Annotated in this window: 14 protein-coding genes and 1 pseudogene; 9 read left to right on the top strand and 6 right to left on the bottom strand. The window is 56.6% G+C overall.

What is annotated here, in order from left to right:
• Window position 1: 1 nt before the first annotated feature.
• A complete protein-coding gene (locus IRT44_RS04810) occupies window positions 2–2110 on the bottom strand; it encodes a BglG family transcription antiterminator (protein ID WP_230077547.1) in 2109 nt (702 codons plus the stop codon).
• A gap of 60 nt (window positions 2111–2170) precedes the next feature.
• Complete coding sequence (locus IRT44_RS04815; protein WP_171563974.1) at window positions 2171–3565, bottom strand: PTS mannitol transporter subunit IIBC; 1395 nt, start codon at window positions 3563–3565, stop codon at window positions 2171–2173.
• Window positions 3566–3904: 339 nt separating this feature from the next.
• Here IRT44_RS04815 and glpQ point away from each other — a divergent pair, with 339 nt between their 5' ends.
• The 3 genes from glpQ to IRT44_RS04830 all read left to right on the top strand — a co-directional run bounded on the left by glpQ (window position 3905) and on the right by IRT44_RS04830 (window position 7073).
• The gene (gene glpQ / locus IRT44_RS04820) at window positions 3905–5011 is read left to right on the top strand and encodes a glycerophosphodiester phosphodiesterase (protein ID WP_171563973.1); all 1107 of its coding nucleotides are present in this window, start codon (window positions 3905–3907) and stop codon (window positions 5009–5011) included.
• Between the two features lie 308 nt (window positions 5012–5319).
• The gene (locus IRT44_RS04825) at window positions 5320–6198 is read left to right on the top strand and encodes a 23S ribosomal RNA methyltransferase Erm (RefSeq protein WP_230077548.1); all 879 of its coding nucleotides are present in this window, start codon (window positions 5320–5322) and stop codon (window positions 6196–6198) included.
• Window positions 6195–7073, top strand: coding sequence for a putative RNA methyltransferase (locus tag IRT44_RS04830; protein WP_230077549.1), 879 nt, complete (start codon window positions 6195–6197; stop codon window positions 7071–7073). Before IRT44_RS04825 ends, IRT44_RS04830 begins: the two co-directional genes overlap by 4 nt.
• A 132-nt stretch (window positions 7074–7205) precedes the next feature.
• Here the strand turns inward: IRT44_RS04830 and IRT44_RS04835 are convergent.
• A pseudogene (locus IRT44_RS04835) lies at window positions 7206–7984 on the bottom strand (transporter substrate-binding domain-containing protein).
• The gene (locus IRT44_RS19315) at window positions 7944–8072 is read right to left on the bottom strand and encodes a hypothetical protein (protein ID WP_268255211.1); all 129 of its coding nucleotides are present in this window, start codon (window positions 8070–8072) and stop codon (window positions 7944–7946) included. Before IRT44_RS19315 ends, IRT44_RS04835 begins: the two are co-directional and overlap by 41 nt.
• 299 nt (window positions 8073–8371) lie before the next feature.
• Here IRT44_RS19315 and IRT44_RS04845 point away from each other — a divergent pair, with 299 nt between their 5' ends.
• Window positions 8372–9064 carry a response regulator transcription factor gene (locus tag IRT44_RS04845; RefSeq protein ID WP_171563969.1) on the top strand — a complete coding sequence of 231 codons (693 nt, stop codon included), beginning with the start codon at window positions 8372–8374 and terminating at the stop codon, window positions 9062–9064.
• Window positions 9042–11222, top strand: a complete 2181-nt coding sequence (locus IRT44_RS04850) for a histidine kinase dimerization/phospho-acceptor domain-containing protein (protein WP_230077552.1) — start codon at window positions 9042–9044, stop codon at window positions 11220–11222. Before IRT44_RS04845 ends, IRT44_RS04850 begins: the two co-directional genes overlap by 23 nt.
• A 31-nt stretch (window positions 11223–11253) precedes the next feature.
• Here the strand turns inward: IRT44_RS04850 and fumC are convergent, their stop codons facing one another.
• Entirely contained in the window at window positions 11254–12642 is a 1389-nt protein-coding gene (gene fumC / locus IRT44_RS04855) for a class II fumarate hydratase (protein WP_230077553.1), read from the bottom strand.
• A 155-nt stretch (window positions 12643–12797) separates the two neighbouring features.
• On the opposite strand from fumC, the gene IRT44_RS04860 reads away from it, so the two are divergent.
• From IRT44_RS04860 to lplT, 4 genes are all read left to right on the top strand, one after another.
• Entirely contained in the window at window positions 12798–14186 is a 1389-nt protein-coding gene (locus tag IRT44_RS04860; protein ID WP_230077554.1) for a sensor histidine kinase, read from the top strand.
• 14 nt (window positions 14187–14200) lie between these two features.
• Entirely contained in the window at window positions 14201–14839 is a 639-nt protein-coding gene (locus IRT44_RS04865; protein ID WP_171563965.1) for a response regulator, read from the top strand.
• Window positions 14840–14967: 128 nt separating this feature from the next.
• Complete coding sequence (locus IRT44_RS04870) at window positions 14968–17082, top strand: AMP-binding protein (RefSeq protein WP_230077555.1); 2115 nt, start codon at window positions 14968–14970, stop codon at window positions 17080–17082.
• Complete coding sequence (lplT, locus tag IRT44_RS04875; RefSeq protein ID WP_230077556.1) at window positions 17079–18296, top strand: lysophospholipid transporter LplT; 1218 nt, start codon at window positions 17079–17081, stop codon at window positions 18294–18296. Before IRT44_RS04870 ends, lplT begins: the two co-directional genes overlap by 4 nt.
• Window positions 18297–18358: 62 nt before the next feature.
• On the opposite strand, the gene IRT44_RS04880 is transcribed toward lplT, so the two are convergent.
• Window positions 18359–19720 (bottom strand): MATE family efflux transporter, encoded by a 1362-nt coding sequence (locus IRT44_RS04880; RefSeq protein ID WP_212133125.1) that lies wholly within the window; start codon window positions 19718–19720, stop codon window positions 18359–18361.
• Between the last annotated feature and the right edge of the window lie 115 nt (window positions 19721–19835).

The following is a 19835-nucleotide window of genomic DNA, read 5'->3' on the forward strand; positions in this document are numbered from 1 at the left end:
CTCATGATTGCGTTCTCTCCATTCCTGTTTTTTTTCGACAAAACTGATAGAGTCCTTCTGCCAGACAGTCGGCGATCCGCTGCCGGTCGCCCGCTTCCAGCGCGTCGATCATCTCGTCCTCGATCAAAAGAGAGCTGACCTCGCTCAGCACTTCCAACCCTTCTTTTGCCACATCCCTTGGCCCCAGGAGCATCAGCAGGGTATGGATCGGCATCTCCCGCTCGTCCATCGACTTCAGCAGGATCGGCTGGCGAAGCACATGCACGGTAAACGACGGCCGGACGACCTGTTCGTATTTGCCGTGAAACAGCGCCAGCGTCGTGCCCGGAATGCCCAAACCGCCCAGTCTTTCCCGCTGCAGGAGCTGCCGGACGACCGGCTCGGCTTCCCGGATCACGCCAAGCTGGACCAAATCACCGCAAATTTGATCCAGAAGCACCCGGATGTCATCGCTGTGATCTTCCAGCCGCCGCAGTTGAAACCCGTCGAGGAGTTGAACGGCATGTCCGGCGTACTGGTGCATCGCATTCAAGCGCTGCTTTGGTCCTTCCCCGTCCGCACGAACGGCCACTGCGGCGCGCGATGCGCGCGAGCGACTAAGGTTGTGCAGATGGTAGGCGATCTTCTGGATGTCCTCCTTTGGCAGCAGCGGGCTGACCACCACGTACTCGCTTGGGTCCATCGGCAAGGGGATGGTGGAAATGATGACGTCATATTCGCTTTTGGGGATGCGCCCCACCTCGAACAACGAAAGATTCTGCAGGCTGACGATCTCCGGAATCTCTTTTTTGATCCGGGTGGCCAGAATCTTGGAAGAGCCGATCCCGCTGGAGCAGACGACCAGCGCCCGATAGCGCCGATGCGTCTGTGACGTCCGTTCCACGGCCGCGCCAATGTGCATCACCAGGTAGCCGATCTCTTCATCCGGCACATGCAGCTCGGGAAACACCTTCGAGACTGCCTCCCGGACAACCTGGAACAATTCCGGGTAATTGTCCCGGATCTGCTCCAGTATCGGATTGCGGATTTCCATCTGGCGCTTGAGCCGGTACAGCGCCGGCTCCATGTGCGTAAGCAGACCGTGAAACAGGGAGGAGTCATACCGCAGAGGAATCTGGAGCCGATCTTCGCAGAGCCGGATAAACCGCTGTGTCTTGGCCATCAGCTCCACATTTCCCGGCCAGTAGATGTCCTCATGGGAGCTGCGCAGTTTGGCTCCCCTCAGATGCATGGTGATGTACCCGATTTCTGCGGCAGGAATGTCCATCTGGAAGATGTGCGTCATCCGCTCCATGATTCTCTGCGCTGCCTCATACTCCGGCGTGCCCTGCAGTTCGTGCAAGGTGTGTTCGTCAAAGTGGATGTTCTCTCCCTTTTCGATCCGCTCGACGGCGAGCGCGAGGTGAATCACCAGACCGATGTAGGCGCTGTCCGCCAGTGGGTACGGCAGGTCGTCATCCAGGCGCTTCAAGGCGTTTTCCACCTTGATCAGCTTTTCCTTGTCGACGAGCCCCAACAGGCGCTCCGAGATGGAGTCGATGTCGCGCAGCGATTTGTTCTGGATGTTTTCCTTGATCAGCCCGATCAGTTCGTGTTCATTCAAATGGTCCAGGATCAGCCGGCTGATCGCCTGCCGCTTGGCCGACTCGGAGCCTCGGATTTCCACGCCATAGCCCCGCTTGCGCACCAGCGACAGACCGTATTTGTCCAGCACGTCCTCCAGATCGTCCAGGTCATGACTGATCGTGGCCGTCGTCACTTTCAGGTCGAGCGCCAGCGAGATCAGCTTGACCGGCTCTGTCGCCTCCAGCAGCGTGCACAAAATGATCACTTTCCGCTCTTCCGCGGTGTACTCGGTCGTCGTCAGGTCAAACAGCGCCAGGCGCAGCGCTTCCTTTTGCTCCGGCGAACCTTGCAGCTCCACGCCCAACCCCGACTTTCTCACCAGCTGCAGGCCGTGCTCGCGGACCGTCTCTTCCAGAGCGTCCAGTTCCCGGTGGATCGTCCGGGCGCTGACCCCGATCCGCTCGGCGATCGCGCCCACGGTGAGCCCCGGTCCGCCCTGCAGCAGCATCTCGAGGATCGTCCGTTGTCTCGAGGAAACACTCATCGTTCCATCCCCTTTTGTAAAAAGCCGGAAAACGCTAGTTTGCACTAGCGTTGATTCCGTTTACCCTAAACGTTTGACCAATTTCTCGTACTCCGGACTGTTCAGGAAGTTGTCGATGGAAATGTGTTCTGCATTTGGTGCCTTCAACTTGGCCCGTTCCGTCAGCGATTTGTGCGTGATGACAATGTCTGCGTCGTCCGGGATGTCGTTGATCGCCGTATTGATGACGGTGATGTCGATGCCTGCATCTTTGAACTTCTTGCGCAGGGACGCTGCCCCCATCGCGCTGGAACCCATGCCGGCATCGCAGGAAAAGACGACCTTCTTGATTTCTTTTTTCTCCGCCACCGCCGTGTCGGCTTGAGCTTCCTCTTGCTTTTTTCCTTTGAGCTGATGCATTTTTTCCGTCGCTTTTTCCAGCTCTTCTTCACTCTCAGCTTGCCCGCCCATTTTCAGCAGGAACGCTGCGATGAGGAAGGAGACGACGGTTGCCGCGACGACCCCGGTCAGGACCGGCAGCAGCCCGCCCTTGGGTGCCATGGCGCTCAGGGCGAATACGCTGCCCGGCGATGGCGGCGCCACAAGGCCCGCATTTAACAGTGTAAAGGTAAAGACTCCGGTCATTCCGCCGCCGATGACGGCCAGCAGCAGGCGTGGATTCATCAGGATGTACGGGAAGTAAATCTCGTGAATGCCGCCCAGGAAGTGGATGATCGCCGCACCGGGTGCCGATTGTTTCGCCGTGCCCCTGCCCACCAGCCAGTAGGCCAGCAGGATGCCAAGCCCCGGTCCCGGGTTGGTCTCCAGCAGGAAGAAAATCGACTGTCCGGCCTTCGCCGCCTGATCCAGTCCGATCGGGCTGAGAATGCCGTGGTTAATCGCGTTGTTCAGGAACAGGATCTTGGCCGGTTCGATCAGGATGCTGGCCAAGGGCAGCAGTCCGGCATCCACAATCGCTTGTACGCCGGAAGCAAGCGCTTTGCTCAAGCTGGCCACGACCGGCCCGATCGCGTTGAACGCCAGCAGCGTCAACAACCCGCCGACGATACCGGCAGAGAAGTTGTTGACCAGCATCTCAAAGCCGGAGCGCACTTTCCCTTCGATCAACTGGTCCAGCTTTTTCATGACCCAGCCGCCAAGCGGCCCCATGATCATGGCACCCAGAAACATCGGGATGTCGGCACCCACGACGACACCCATGGTAGCGACCGCACCAACGACGCCACCACGCACGTCGTGAATCATCTTGCCGCCCGTGTAACCGATCAACAGCGGCAGCAGATAGGTAATCATCGGGCCAACCAGTTTGGCCATATGTTCATTGGGCAGCCAGCCCGTCGGAATAAACAGCGCCGTAATCAAGCCCCAGGCGATAAACGCGCCAATGTTGGGCATGACCATGCCGCTTAAAAAACGCCCAAACTTCTGCACAGAGACGCGAAGTCCGCTCTCCATCTTGCTGCATCCCCCTTCTTTTTTCTCTATATTGTTGACAAAATTTAATTGTACGACTCCTAATACAAATATAAAGCGTTTACATTCCGGTCTCAACAAAATGAAAGTGGGCATTTGTCCATTAAGTTGTTGACAAAAGTTAATAGTCTGACTTGGCATTTTCTGGTTGACAACATGGGGTTACGCCTGTATATTTTAAATAACAAAATATTTTGAATATTTGTGGCGGAGATGACGGAGATTCACAATATTCCCTTGCGTGTCAAACGCTTGTTGGAGTATGTGAATCTTTTTTATGCTCCGCTGCCGGCAACACACACTGAAACAGGGGGAATGCGAATGAAAAAGGTATTGTCGTCTCTCGTGCTGCTTCTTACGTTGAGCTGCGGACTGGGGTACACCAGCACCAGCCATGCCCAGGAACAAAAGCTGGTGATCGCCCATCGCGGCGCCAGCGGCTATCTGCCGGAGCACACGCTGGAAGCGAAGGCGATGGCATATGCCATGGGGGCTGATTACATCGAACAGGACGTCGTCATGACAAAGGATGACAGGCTCGTCATCCTGCACGACCACTATCTGGACAGGGTGACCAACGTGGCTGAGGTCTATCCGGACAGAAAGCGGGCGGACGGACGGTATTACGTCATTGATTTTACGCTGGACGAAATCAAGCGTCTGCGTGTGACGGAAGGCTTCGACCTCAAAAACGGTGCACAGGTTCCCAATTACGAAGGGCGCTTTCCGATGTGGAAATCCTCGTTTCAGATCAGTACGCTGGAAGAAGAAATCGAGCTGATCCAGGGATTGAACAAGAGCACGGGCAGAAACGTCGGTATTTACCCGGAAATCAAAGCCCCGTGGTTCCACCGGCATGAAGGCAAGGACATCAGTCTCGCCGTGCTGAAGGTGCTGAAATCGTACGGATACGACAGCCGCGACGACAAGGTCTACGTGCAGTGTTTTGACCCGAATGAAACCAAGCGCATTCACGACGAGCTCCTCCCCAAGCTGCAGATGGACGTAAAGCTGGTGCAGTTGATGGCCGTGAACGACTGGAACGAAACGATGGTTTATCAAAACGGCAAGGCCGTCCCTTATGATTACGACTGGATGTTTCAACCAGGGGCAATGAAGAAGATCGCCGAGTACGCGGACGGCGTCGGGCCGTGGTGGCCGATGGTCATCCGGGAAGATTCAACGAGGGATCGCCTGAACATCACCAATCTGGTCAAAGAAGCCCACGCCGCCGGACTGGAGGTGCATCCCTACACGTTCCGCCTGGACGACGGGCAAATCCCCGCCTTTGCGGCCAGCTTTGAAGAACTGCTCGACCTGTTCTACTTTACTGCCGATGTCGACGGCGTCTTTACCGACTTCCCTGACCGGGCCGTCCAGTTTTTACGCAGGGCTGAATTCCGGGCAAACGGGTACAGCCAAAACTGACCAGGCCCGGCGAAATGCGGGGAGCGTTGCGATTCCCGTGGCGCTTCCCCCTGACCGCCCGTATCGGAAAAATCGGGCAACGATTGAACCGCACACTCAAGCAATGATATAATTCAAATTGTCCTGGCGGCTGATAAAACCAAGATGGAGGACACTCATACATGTTGCGTTACACAGGCATCTATTTCATTCGGATTCGGTAATGGAAGGTACAGAACATGTAGGCTCGGCCAACATTTGACAATGGGTCGGGTTTATTTGTGCTGTACCTTTATTCATTCCCGATTACGAATGAATGAGGTGCTTTTTTGTGTCCAAAAACAGCCGAATATCGCAAAAAAAACGGGAGCCGAGGAACGCAAGGGACAGGCAAATACGGTCCCAACAGTTCCGGCCAACATTTGATTTGCAGCAAACGACTGGTTCGCCGCATGATCCAGCTCGCTGAAACCAAGCCGCACTCCCTTGTGCTGGACATTGGCGCCGGAACCGGTGCCATTACGATGCCGCTGGCACAGGAAGGGTTGCGGGTACTGGCAATTGAGAACGACCCGGCATTCGCAGAAAAGCTGCGGAAGAAATGCGGTGAAGCCGACCATATACGGATCATTGAAAACGATGTGCTGAAGTGTACGCTGCCCAGGGAGCCGTTCGTGGTGGTTTCCAACATCCCCTTTTCCATTACGACTCCCATTCTCGGAAAACTGATGGATCAGCCGGCAATGCCGTTCCAACGTGCCGTGCCGATCGTCGAATACGGGGCGGCTCGCCGGTTTACGGCTGATCCGATCACCAACCCGCGGATTCTGGGTTGGCGCATGTGGTTTGATATCACCTTCGTGCAAACCGTTTCTTCCGTTCATTTTTCACCTCCGCCTCGGGTGAATGCGGCCATTTTGCTGATCAGCAGAAAAAGCAGGCCGCCTGTGGCGATCGGGGAACATCGCCGCTTTATGGGGCTGGCCCTGCATGCCCTGCGCTCTCCGTACATGCCCGTGCGCGAGGCCTTGAGCGGCATATTCACGGTTCCCCAAATCACGCGTTTGACGAGAAATCTGGGAATCGATCGGAACGAGCCGATCTGCTCGTTGAATGAAACGCAGTGGGCCCTCACGTATGATGCCATGCGACATTATGTGGACCCGCACCGCTGGCCGAGGGTGCCTAAAGCGGGGTGGACCACATGAAAAAAATCGAGCGGGCCGCCCGCCTCTTTCGGCAGCACAGTGAGATGTTCAGGTGTCCCCTGTGCAGCGCCGGCATGAATATGAACGAGTCCAACAGTTTGATCTGTACGAACCGTCACTGCTTTGACCTCTCCAAACACGGATATATTCACTTGCTGTCACGAACGGCAAGACCGTCGAAATACGGCAAAGCAGTGTTCGAATCCAGACAGGCGATGTGCCGAAACGGTTTCTTTGACGAAGTAATCGAGCAGATCCGGGACATCGTCAGCCGTGAAACCAAAGACACCCGCACCCTCCGCATACTGGAGGTCGGGTGCGGGGAAGGCTCTCACCTGGCTGGTTTGACAACAAGCCTGGGTATGACGGCGGAACGAGCGATCGTGGGGGTCGGCATGGATCTTTCCAAAGACGGGATACATCTCGCTGCGAAGGAGTATCCCGGCCTGATCTGGTGCGTGGCCGATCTGGCGCGTAGTCCCTTCGCGGACAAGCAGTTCGACGTCATCCTGAACATCCTCTCCCCGTCCAACTATACGGAATTTACCCGGATGCTTCGCGATGACGGTCTCCTGATCAAGGTGGTTCCCGGCCCCGACTACCTCCAGGAATTGCGAGCGCTGTTCTACGAGCAGACAGACCGGCATGCCTATTCCAACGACCATGTGGTCAGCCATTTCCGGTCGCACTTCCCCCTGGTTCAGACCTTTCACATTCGCTGCGGCAAACGGCTGGATCAAACAAGCCTGACGCACCTGATTCACATGACGCCCCTCTCCTGGGGCACGGCGGAAGAAAATCTGGAAAAGGCGCTTCATGCAGGCATTTCCTATGTGACCGTCGATATCGCGGTGCTGGTGGGTAAAAAACAATAACCCTAGGCATGTGATAAAGAAACGGCCCGGATGGCACGATCATCCGGGCCGTTTTTTCATACAAAAGAGGGCATGTTCCTCGCGATGGAACATGCCCTCTTTTCTTCGTGTCATGGTAATGGGAGCCGGGTGCTACTCGACCCATTTTTTGTACAGCTCGTCAAATTTGCCCTGCAGCTTCATTTCGTCGAGCCATACGTCCAGGTAGCTGGCGAAGATGAAGTCGCCGCGCCGGATCATATAAGCTTTTTCGCTTTTGGTGAACGGATCGTTCACGCGGGCGGCGTACAGACGCGCATCGTTTTTCGCGTACACAATCGCTTCAAAGGTGTCGGTGATCATGACGTCGTAGGTGCCGTTGGCCACCAGACCCGGGATGTCGAGGTTGTTTTGCACCACGGTTACATTTGCATTCGGCAGATATTCACGCACGAAACTTTCGTTGGTTCCACCCGGGTTGACGCCGATGCGGATGTTCGGTTTGTTGATGTCCTCGATGGTTTTGTACTTGTCCTTGTCTTCCGCGCGGATGAGCGGCACTTTGCCGAACTGCACGTACCCCTCGCTCAAGTGGGCAGTTTTCTGTCTGTCGGTGTTGCGGGTCACGCCGCCCACGGCAATGTCAAACTTGTCGGCGAGCAGATCGTTCATCAGTGTCGGCCAGGAAGTTTGCACAAAGCGGGCTTCCACGCCCAGGCTTTTGCTAACTCTTTCATCGCGTCGATGTCGTACCCTTCGTATTGGCCTGTTTTCGGGTTGAGATATGTAAACGGCTTGTAATCTCCGGTGGTTCCGATGCGGATGTACCCTCTCGCGATGATTTCATCCAGCCGGGATTCGAATTTTTTCTTGGCTTCCTGCTTTGCGGCGCTATCCGCGACGGTCGCCGCTTGGTTGGGCCTGTTGGGCACCTGCGGCGGTCACATAAGCGGCCAAGCCCGTTCCCGCCAGGGAAACCGCCACTGTTCCTGCAATCAGCATGCTTTTCCATTTTTTCATTGTCGTTCTCCTCCCTTGTAGCCGTTTTGTCAGTTTCTCTTGTCGATCTTGCTTTGCGGGCTGTCAAGCAGGGGCTCTCCCCTCCCTACATGTTTTGTTACTTTTTTCCGTGTTAAAATATGCGAAAAGATTAACACAAATTGAAAAATGAAGGCCAGCCTCCCCGCCGACGCGGAAGGTTGGGACCATTTCGTAAGAATTTTGTAAGGATTTCCCAAGGTGATTTGTAAAACATTCTCGGTAAGATAGAAGTGGCTCAGGTACACGACACATTTAACCAAGCAAGACGGGTGATGATCATGCCAACGTACAATGTCCTGGTCGTGGACGACGAAGCGGAAATCCGGGACGCAATCGAAATCTATCTGAAAAACGAAGACATCCGTGTGCTGAAAGCAGGAAACGGGCAGGAGGCCCTGGCGGTTTTGGAGCAGGAAGAGGTTCATCTGATCATCCTGGACATCATGATGCCGGAGATGGACGGGATCAAAACGACGTTTGCCATTCGGGAGAGCAAAAACATCCCGATCATCATGCTGTCGGCCAAATCGGAAGACACCGACAAGATTCTGGGGCTGACCGTCGGTGCCGACGATTACGTGACCAAACCGTTCAATCCGCTGGAGCTTGTCGCCCGGGTGAAATCGCAGTTGAGGCGTTACACCCAACTGGGCAACTACATCGCCAGTGAAGATGAAATCCGGGTGCGGGGACTCGTCTTGAACAAGCGGGAAAAAACCGTGTACGTGGACGGCGAGGAAACAAGGCTTACCCCTACGGAATACAAGATTTTGGAGCTATTGATGGAGAATCGGGGCAGGGTCTTTTCGATCGAAGAGATTTACGAAAAAGTGTGGAAGGAGCCGTGCCTGAACGCGGATAACACGGTAGCCGTGCACGTGAGAAGAATTCGCGAAAAAATCGAGATCAATCCGAAAGAACCTCAATATCTCAAGGTGGTGTGGGGCATTGGCTACAAGATTGAAAAATAAATACGGGCCGGTCATCGCGCTGGTCCTGCTTGTCCACCTGTCGGCTCTGGCCTTGCTGGCGACCGCAGATGTGATTCGGCACCGCGAATACCTGGACAAGGATTACTACTTTCGCAGCCCGTCTTTTCACCAGGAACTGGCGGAGGTCGTTCACCTGGCCATCATGGTTCATTTCAAGGAGAAGAATGATCCCTATCTGATCGAAACGGAAGAGGCGGGCACCAAAACGCCGGAGCAAATCCGCGAGACGTTTGCGGCCGATCTCCGGGAGAAAGAAGCGGAAATTGCAGGACGATATGCAGCCGACATCATGGAGGCAGAGCGCAGCGGCAATCACGCCGAAGCCGGCAGACTCGCGCAGGCGCGCGATCAGGAACTGGCCCGAGTGAAGCAGGAACTTCAACAGCAGATGGATGAGCAGATCAAGTCATGGGAAGCGGCCCGGGATCGAGCATATGAACAGGCGAAAAACGCGTTGGCCGCACAAGGCGACACGATCAAATACTACATCAAGGATCGGAATACGGGCAAAGTCTACACCAACCATTCCTCCGACCTCAACATCATCCGGGACCTGCAAAAAAAGGCGGCTTACTCGATTCATTTCCCGCTGGCTTCGCCGAAAAATTGGTCGATACAGCAGGCGAATGAATTCTTTCTCACCAACAATCTCGAAGGGTATTTCATTATCCCCCAGGCAGCCGCGGGGTACTCACGTTTTCAAGACGATTACACCTATGCGCTCGGCATACGGGAGCGACTGCTGAACGAATGTATCCTGTTGGTCGTAAGTGTTATCGCGGCAGTTGGACTCTTCGTTTATCTGCGGAAGCGCAGTCCGTGGGATTTCCCGCTTGTCGACAGATGCGCCTCCTTGTTGCGGCGGGTTCCCCTCGATGCAAGAGTTGCGACAGTTCTCACGGTCGGGCTGGTCACACTGAGCTGGGTCAGGGACGAATCGTTCTTCTATTTTCCCATCGGCCTGAAACATGTGACAACGCTTTCCTTTACGGCGGCATGCATCGCCTATCTGGGGATCAACGCAAGCGAGGCATGGCGTTTAATCAACGACCACACGCTCATTCGGCAGCAGTGGGAGTCCAGCTTGTATCGCAAATTCCGCACGCTACTGGCTGGGAGCTTCGCCAATCGATCCGTATTTTTCAAGGCCAGCCTCATCTTTGTGCTGACGATCGGCCTGGGGACGGGCATGGGTTTTGTTCTGACAAGCCTTTATTATGGATCGAAGCGGCTGTTTTTGATGGGGGCAAGCTGTACGCTGCTGTGCCTTCTATTCGTGCTGCCGTACATCCTCAGCCGGGTCGCCCTGCTGAACAACATTCTCCGGGGAGCGGACGAAATGGCCGCCGGCAATCTGGATTCTCTCATCGCAGAGCGCGGCAAAGGGAATCTCGCCCATCTGGCCCGCTGCCTGAACAACATCAAGCTGGGACTGCGCCACGCCCTGGAAAGTCAGATGAAGAGCGAGCGCCTCAAAACGGAGCTGATCAGCAACGTTTCGCACGATTTGAAAACGCCGCTCACTTCCATCATCAACTACGTGAATCTGCTGAAACGCCCCGATCTGTCGCCGGAAGAGGTCAGCAGCTACATCGATGTGCTGGAACGCAAAACCCACAGGCTGAAGGTGCTGATCGACGACCTCTTTGAAGCATCCAAAATGGCAAGCGGGTCCGTCGAGCTGCATATGGAGCGCGTCAATGTGGCCGCCCTGCTCAATCAGGCCCTGGCGGAGTTTAACGATGCCATTACCGAATCCTCGTTGACATTCCGGGTCCAGACGGAAAAGCCGCACATCCACGCGCTGGCCGACGGGAAAAAAACCTGGCGAGTCTTTGAAAATCTCATCACCAACGTCCTGAAGTACGCGCTGCCCCACACCAGGGTCTACATTTCGCTGACCGAACAGGAGAACAGCGTCGTGCTGACGATGAAAAACATTTCCGCCTACGAGATTGATTTTGACCCGGACGAACTGTTTGAACGCTTCAAACGAGGCGACCAATCGCGCCACACGGAGGGCTCCGGTCTGGGACTGGCCATCGCCAAAAGCATCATGGAACTGCAGGGAGGGCGGCTGGCCATCGAGCTGGACGGCGATCTGTTCAAAGTGATCGTCGAGTTTCAAAAGGCGTAACGAAGGGGGCACCTGGAATGCCCCCTGCTTGCTATTCTTTCGGATGAATCATGTTCTCCGGCCGAACGATCCGGTCGAACTCCTCCGCCGACAACAGCCCGCTTTTAACCGCCGCCTCCCGCAGCGTGATCCCTTCCTGATGAGCCAGCTTTGCGATTGTCGCCGCCTTTTCGTAGCCGATGTGCGGATTCAGCGCGGTGACCAGCATGAGCGAGCGTTCCAGATTCCGTTCAATCACCGGCCGGTTCGGTTTGATGCCGACTGCACAGTTGTCTCCAAACGAACGCATGGCGTCAGCCAGCAGCCGGGCCGATTGCAGGAAATTGTATATGATCATCGGCTTGAACACGTTCAGTTCAAAGTTCCCCTGGCTGGCGGCAAACCCTATCGCCGCATCGTTGCCCATCACCTGGCAGACGACCATCGTGAGCGCTTCGCTCTGCGTCGGATTCACCTTGCCGGGCATGATGGAACTGCCCGGCTCATTGGCCGGAATCGTGATCTCGCCGATGCCGGAGCGCGGACCGCTGGCCAGCCATCTGACGTCATTGGCAATTTTCATCAAATCGGCGGCAAGTGCCTTGAATGCGCCGTGGACATGAACCAGCTCATCGTGACTGGTCAAGGCGTGGAACTTGTTGACCGCGGAGACAAATCGCTTCCCCGTCAGCCTGCTGATCTCTTCCGCCACCATTTCGCCGAACCTGGGATGAGCGTTGATGCCGGTGCCGACGGCCGTACCGCCGATCGCCAGCTCCCGGAGGTACTCCGCGCTCTCTGTGATCATCCGTTCGCTTTTTTCCAGCATGCGGTGCCAGCCGCTGATCTCCTGTCCCAACGTCAGCGGAGTAGCATCCTGCAGATGGGTGCGGCCAATCTTGATCACGTCCCGGTACGCCTCGCTCTTTTGGCGCAGCGTTTCCTTAAGGGCGGCCAGGGCGGGCAGCACCTGGTCTTCGACAGCAATCAGCGCGGCGACGTGCATCGCCGTCGGAAACGTGTCATTGGAGCTTTGCGACATGTTGACATCGTCATTGGGATGGACCCGCAGTGCACTTCCCTGCTGCTCCAGCAGCTGGTTGGCCCGGTTGGCAATCACTTCGTTTACGTTCATGTTGGACTGCGTGCCGCTGCCGGTCTGCCACACCACCAGGGGAAAATGCTCGTCCCATCTCCCCTGCAGCACCTCATCGGCCGCCGCCGCGATGGCCTTCGCCTTTTCGATGTCCAGTTTGCCCAGCCGCTGATTGACCAAAGCAGCGCTTTTCTTCAAGACGGCCAACATCCGAATTATTTCCCGGGGCATCCGTTCCGTGCCGATTCGGAAGTTCTGGTAACTGCGCTGCGTCTGCGCCCCCCACAGTTTGTCCGCAGGCACTCTCATTTCTCCCAGGGTATCCCTTTCGATTCTGTACGCCATGCCGCTTCCCCCTTTATGGAATATGCACAGTATATGATGTCCAACGCGCCCCTTTTCACATGTTTCTGTTCTTCATGCCTGCCCGAAATCTTCCGTCTCCCCCGCTACTTCATTACAGTATAATAAGCATAGACGAATGACAGGAGACTTTCGCAATGATGATCTTGATTTTGCTGGCCATCTGGGCCTTCGGGTTATTTGTCCTCTTCACCGATCCGAAAAGCACTTACGCCCGCTGGGGGAGCGCTACAGCGTTTGTCGGGGGAGGCGGCTTTTTCTCCGCCGTGATCGACGAGACGCTGTTTCCCCTGTTGCAGGACTATGCGGCCCGCTATCCGGCACTGGCAGCTTTGCTGCTGTTCACCAGCCGAAGTGCCTCCTTTCTCTGTCAGGTGGGGCTGCCGTACACGTACCTCATGTTTGCCGTCCACTCCGGTGATTGGTTCACGCGCAAGACGAAGCGGCTGATTCAGTACGCCGCCCTCGTGCCCCCGCTGGTCATGTGGGCGATCACGCCGATCTACCCGGTGCTGGCGTTTAACTACTGGATCATGGTCGCCTGGGTCTTTCCCTATTTCATCGCAGCGAGTCTGATGCTCGTGCTGCTGTACCTAAAGGAAAAAGACCCGCTCGTCAAAAAGAGCCGTCTGTTTACCAACATACTCGTCATCATTCCCCTGCTGCTCGTGTTCATCCTGATCTACGTGATGCGGACGCAAAACCTGTACGACGCCTGGCGGTACAACACCCTGGTCGTTGGAATTCAGTTTTTTCTGATACTGTTCATCAGCATAAAGTACGGGTTTCTCGGCGTGAAGCTGCGCGTGGAGAAGCGCCGCCTGGACAGCACGCTGCGGGCGATGACCTCCGGGGCGCAGATCGTCAACCACACGATCAAGAACGAAGTGGGCAAAATTCTGCTCTACGCCGACCGGATCCAAACCCGCGCCGCCGAGACCAACCAGCCGGCTCTGATGGAAGACGCGCGGATTTTGTCCCAATCGGCCCAGCATATATTAAATATGGCCAACCGGATTCAGGGACAACTGCAGGACATCGTGCTGCGCGAGGAAACGGTGAACCCCAGCGAAGTGATTGCCCAGGTGCTGCACACGCTAAAGCCTGGTGCCGACGAGCAGCACGTCCAGATCGTCACCGAGCTGGACGAAACACTGCGGCTCACTTGTGATCGCGTACAGCTTCGGGAGATTCTCACCAACCTCTGCATGAATGCCCTGGAGGCGATGAAAGCGGGCGGCACACTCACGCTGCAATTGTTCTTGTCCAACAAACATTTGGTCATCGCGGTGGCCGACACGGGCGTGGGAATTGCCCAGGAGCACCTGCCCTACGTGTTTGACCCGTTTTTTTCCACCAAGAAGACCGGCCAAAACTTCGGCCTGGGGCTGTCCTACTGCTACAACGTAATGCAGAAGCTCCAGGGCATGATGGAGATATACAGCGTCAAGGACCAAGGTACGACCGTGTTTTTGTTCTTCCCGCGCAGACGTGTCGCGCGAGCCGGAAGAGCGGAGGCTCACTAGGGGGGTAAACAACCATGGAAAAAATTCGCGTGTTTCTCGTGGAAGACGACCCGGCCTGGCGAACAGGCCTGGCTGATTATCTCAACCGGCAGGACGACATCACTGTCGTCGGCGAAGCCGGGTCCAGGGAAGAGGCGATCGAGCACTTTAAAAACTGCGAAGCCGACGTGGTCCTGATGGACATCAATTTGAGCGACAACAATCTCGACGGCATCGACACCGCACTTGCCTTCGCCGACATGCGGGAAGACTGCTGCATCATCATGCTGACGTCCCTGACGGCGCAGGACGTGATTGTGGAATCCTTTTCCGCAGGTGCCGTCAATTACATCAGCAAGGCAAACTTTGACGAGATCCCCGATGCCATCCGGGCGGCCCACCACCGCCAATCGGCGATCCACCCCACCGCTGCCGCCGCATTGCGCAGCGAGTTTCTGCGCTTGAAACAGGATGAGGCCCAAAAGCTGCTCTCCCCGGCGGAGAAAGACATCCTGCGGCTGATCGACCAGGGCCGCACCCAGTCCCAGATTGAACAAACCCTGCACATTACCAGACGGACGATCAAAAATCACATCAACCGGATTTTAAAAAAAATGGGCGTCAAAACCAGCAAGGAAGCGGCCGCCAAAGCGAAACAGAAAAAGATGATCTGAGGCGTTTCCACAATGCCCCAGCAGGTGTTATGACCAGGTACCAATGAAAGTTGGTACTTTTTTTGCCGGGGCCACTCCTTAGAATGAAAGCTAACAGCACTTATTTTTTCGTAAAGGTGTGGTCCGAAATGGCACTCATGTATCATTTGGTCAAGTGGATCCTGGTTCTCTGGTTCCGCCCCCGCTTCCGGGGCCTCGACAAACTGGACGTCTCGCGGCCATGCATTATCATCCCCAACCACGTCTCGCTCCTGGACGCGGTTCTGCTGGCCTTTGTCTTGCCGTCCAGCACCACATTTGTCGCCAACACAGAAATTGCCAAAAGATTCTCATTTTTCCTTCGATTCCGCAAGCATGTCACAGTCGACCCGCTTAATCCCTACTCGATCCGTCACATGCTGCGGGTGCTCAAAAACGGGGAATCGCTGGTGATTTTCCCCGAAGGCCGGATTACCACCACCGGCGGCCTGATGAAAATCTACAGCGGCGTCGGCTACCTGGCCATGCGCACCGGTGCTCCCGTCTATCCCGTCATCATCCAGGGGCTGGAACGGTCGGTCTTCTCCTATCTGAAAGGCAAAGTGCGGATCGCCTGGTTCCCCAAAGTGACCATTACTGTCGGCACGCCGTTCACCTTGCACAAAAACGAACACGAATCGATGCGCGAGCAAAAGGCAGCGGCCAGCGACTTTATCCTGCGCACGCTGCAGACTGAGCTGTTCCAGGCGCGGATGAAGCAGGACATCAACCTGTTCGACGAGGCGCTGGAGGCATCCCGCATCCACGGTGCCCGGCAGGTGATCGCCAAGGATCTGACCACCTCCGTCAGCTATCGCACCTTGCTGGTCGCCAGCTACCTGCTCGGCGACAAGTGGAAGACGCTCCTGGCCGGCAAACAGTCCGTCGGCGTGCTCCTGCCCAACTCGGTCGGTCATCTGGTCACCCTGCTCTCCCTGTTCCGGGTCGGGATCACTCCCGCCATCCTGAACTTCTCGCTCGGCATCCGGTCGCTTGTAGACTGCTGCGAGACGGCAGGCATCGACACCGTCCTGACCTCCCGCGTGTTTATCGAAAAAGGGAAACTGGAGCATTTGATCCAGGGCCTTTCCGAGCGCGTCGCGATCATCTACCTGGAGGATGTGAAAGCCTCCGCGACCACCGGCAACAAGCTCACTGCCCTTTACCGCTACCTGACCCGCCAGCGGTCGCAGGCAGGCGCCAACGAACTGATCCTGTTCACCTCCGGCAGCGAAAGCAAACCGAAAGGCGTTGTCCTGACACACACCAATGTGTACGCCAATATCAAACAGGTGACCAGCGTGATCGACATCACCGCCCGCGACAAGATTTTCAACGCGCTGCCGATGTTTCACAGCTTTGGGCTGACGGCGGGCACCCTGCTGCCAGTCGTCGCCGGGGTCCCCGTCTTCCTGTACCCCAGCCCGCTGCATTACAAGGTGATCTCCGAACTGTGCTACGACCAGAATGCGACGATCCTGTTCGGCACTTCCACCTTCCTGGCCGGGTACGGCAAAGCCGCCCATCCCTACAACTTCTATTCGCTCCGCTACGTCTTTGCCGGTGCGGAGAAGCTGAAACCGGATGTACGGCAATTGTGGATGGAGAAATTCGGAGTGCGGATTTTTGAAGGCTACGGCGCGACGGAGACGTCTCCGATCCTGTCGCTCAATACGCCGCTGGCCAACAGGCCGGGCACCGTCGGACGGCTGCTGCCTGGCATCCAATCCCGTCTGGAGCCGGTGGAGGGCATCGCCCGCGGCGGTCATCTGCTGGTCAAAGGGCCCAATGTGATGAAAGGGTACCTGATCCACGGCAAGGGCTTCGTCCCGGCAGACGAGTGGTACCCGACAGGCGATCTGGTGGAACAGGATGCCGACGGCTTTCTCACGATCCAGTCGCGGTTGAAACGCTTCGCCAAAATCGCCGGCGAGATGGTCTCGCTCAACCTGGTGGAAGAATTGGCCGCCCAGTGTTTCGGCCACTCCGAGCTGGCCGCCATCGCCGTCAGCGACCCGCGCAGGGGCGAAAAAATCGTGCTGTACACGACCGACGAATCCGTGCGCACGGACCGGCTGCGGGCGTACCTGGCGGAGAAGCAGTTTTCTCCCCTGCTGCTGCCGTCCGCCGTGCACGTCATCAAACAGCTGCCGCTCCTGGGCAGCGGCAAAACCGATTACGTCGCGCTGAAACAGTTGGCCGAACAAGGGAGGAACGCGTCGTGAAGACGAGATGGCAGCCGCTTCAAGCCCTGTATTTCACACAGTTTTTGTCCGCATTTGCCGACAACATGATTTTGTTCGTGATCGCCAATCTGCTGCGGGAGAACGGCTTTTCTCCCGCGATGCTCGCACTTGTCTCGATGTCGTTTTTCCTGCCGTACATCGTCCTCGCCCCGGTCGTCGGACCGTTTGCCGACAAGCACCCCAAATCAGTGGTGCTGGTGATCGGCAACCTGATCAAGGCGTTTGGCGTCCTGCTCTTGCTGGTGACCGACCACACCAGCATCCTGATGCTGATGCTCAGCTACTTCACGGTCGGGGTGGGCGCTGTCGTCTACTCTCCGGCCAAGTACGGGATTCTGCCGGAGCTGACGCATAGCGAAGACGAGCTGTTTCGCGCCAACGCACGAATCGAAGCGTACACGATCTTCGCCATATTGACCGGGATTGGCGGCGGAGGGGCGATCGCCTCAATGACGCCCCCATTGATCTCCTCGCTGATCTGCATGGTCCTGTACGTCTGTTCCGTGGCGCTGACGTTTTTCATCCCGCGCCTCCACGGCAATCCCCGGATTCGCTACGGCACGGAGGCGCGGCGGTTCTTCCACAACTTTCGCCAGTTGATGGGACGGCCTAAGACCAGCTTCTCCCTGATCGGCACCGGCGCGTTCTGGATGAGCTCAGCCGTGCTGCGGGTCGCGGTGCTGGCCTGGATTCCCGCCGCGCTCGGCATCCATCCGGAGAGCTTTTCCGTCTCGCTGATCCTGGCCACCACTTCGATCGGGATCATCTTTGGCGCGTTTCTCGCGCCCCGGCTGATCCCGCTGAACCGGTTCTACCGTTCAGTTGTCTACGGATTCGGCATGTTCCTGTGGATTCTGCTGTTCCCCTGGTTTCACGTCACGGCGATCGCCATCCTGTTCCTGCTAATGGTCGGCTTCATGGGCGGGGTGTTTATCGTCCCGATGAACACCGTGCTGCAGGAAGAAGGCAAAAAGGTCGTCGGTACAGGGCAGACGATTGCGATCCAAAATTTCGTCGAAAACATCCTGATGCTGGTCGGCTCCGGCATCTACTACGTCATCGTCTACTTCGGCGCCAGCGTATCCGCTGCAATCGTAGCACAGGGGGGCCTGCTGCTGATCTTTTTGCTCTATCTCTACGCACAGACCAGGCAGTTTGCCCGCGGCCGGGTGGAAAGCAGCCCGGGCCTGTGATGAAAGAAGCCGTGACGCGCTTCGTGTCACGGCTTCTTGCTGTGTTGAACTGCCGCAGCCGCTCAAGCAGCTGCGTCGGCTTTGACCGTCCGCCGCTGCATCAGGAGCAGCCGGCCGAACAAAAACACGGCGCCTGCGGCCAGTCCGGCGATCAGGCCAATCCAATACCCGAACGCGGCCAGGGAGGTGTAGTTGGCCAAGAGATAGCCCAGCGGCAGGCCAATCACCCAGTAGGAGACAAGCGCGGCGACGAACGGGACCGTCACGTCCTTGTACCCGCGCAGAATGCCCTGGATCGGTGCAGCCACTGCGTCCGACAAGAGAAACAAAATGGAGTACATCAAGAAATGCTGTGTAAGCTGAAGCACGTCCGGGTCGGTCGTGTAAAAACCGGCCACCTGTTGGCTAAACAGGAACAGCCCGACGGCGAACAAACTCGCCATCATCAGGGCGATGCCGATGCCCAAAAAGCTGTACTGGCGGGCGTCCCGGAATCGTTTGGCCCCCACTTCAAACCCGACCACGATCGTGAGCGACATGGAGATGCTCAGCGGCACCATGTAAATAAACGAAGCGAAGTTCATCGCCGCCTGGTGCGCCGCGATCGTAACCGTGTTGAATTGGCTCATCAGCAGCGTGACGGCGGCAAAAATGCTCACCTCGAAAAAGATCGAGAAGCCGATCGGCACGCCAAGCCGGAGCAGTTCTTTCCACGCCGGCAAGGACAAGCGGAACATCCGCGAAAACATCCTGTATTCGGTAAACGGCTGAACGCGATGCACCACGTACAAGCTGATCAGGGTGATGCACCAATAGGTGATGGCCGATGCCACCCCCGCACCGACGCCCCCGAGCCGGGGAAAACCGAACTTCCCGAAAATGAGCAGGTAGTTCAACGCGACGTTGATTGGCAGGGAAATCAGCGTAATGATCATCGTCACCCGCGTCATGCCGAGCGCGTCGATAAAACAGCGCAGCACCGTGTAGACAAACATGGGGACGATGCCAAACGACAGCGCAATCAGGTATCGCCTGGCAATCTCGCGTACGTCCGTCTCCAGGCTCATGCTGTTCAAAATCGGCTCAAGAACCAGCGCACCGCACAGGATGACAGCGACGCCGATCACGACGGACAAATAGAGCGCCTGTATGACTGTAAACGGCACCTGATCCTTCCGCATCGCCCCCACCAGTTGGGCCACCATCGGCGTCACCGCCAGCAGGATGCCGGTCAGCCCTGACTGGATCGGGACCCAGATGCTCGATCCGATCGCCACGCCCGCCAGGTCGACGGGACCGGCGTGGCCGGACATGATCGTATCAAAAAAGGTCATGGAAAACAGGGCCAACTGCGAGACCAGAATCGGCAGCAGCACGGACAGGAACTGACGCAATTTTTCTTGGAGCGTGTGCGTTTGATACATGATTTGTTCTCCTCCGAATACGGCAAATACAGCGAATGTGAATGATTCGTCCCGCTTTCACCCAAGAGATGCTCCGTCTATTCTACCATGTGATCTCGTTTGCGTCCGCATATGG

It is taken from the genome of Brevibacillus sedimenti, assembly GCF_020923495.1.
Classification (GTDB): Bacteria; Bacillota; Bacilli; order Brevibacillales; family Brevibacillaceae; genus Brevibacillus; species Brevibacillus aydinogluensis.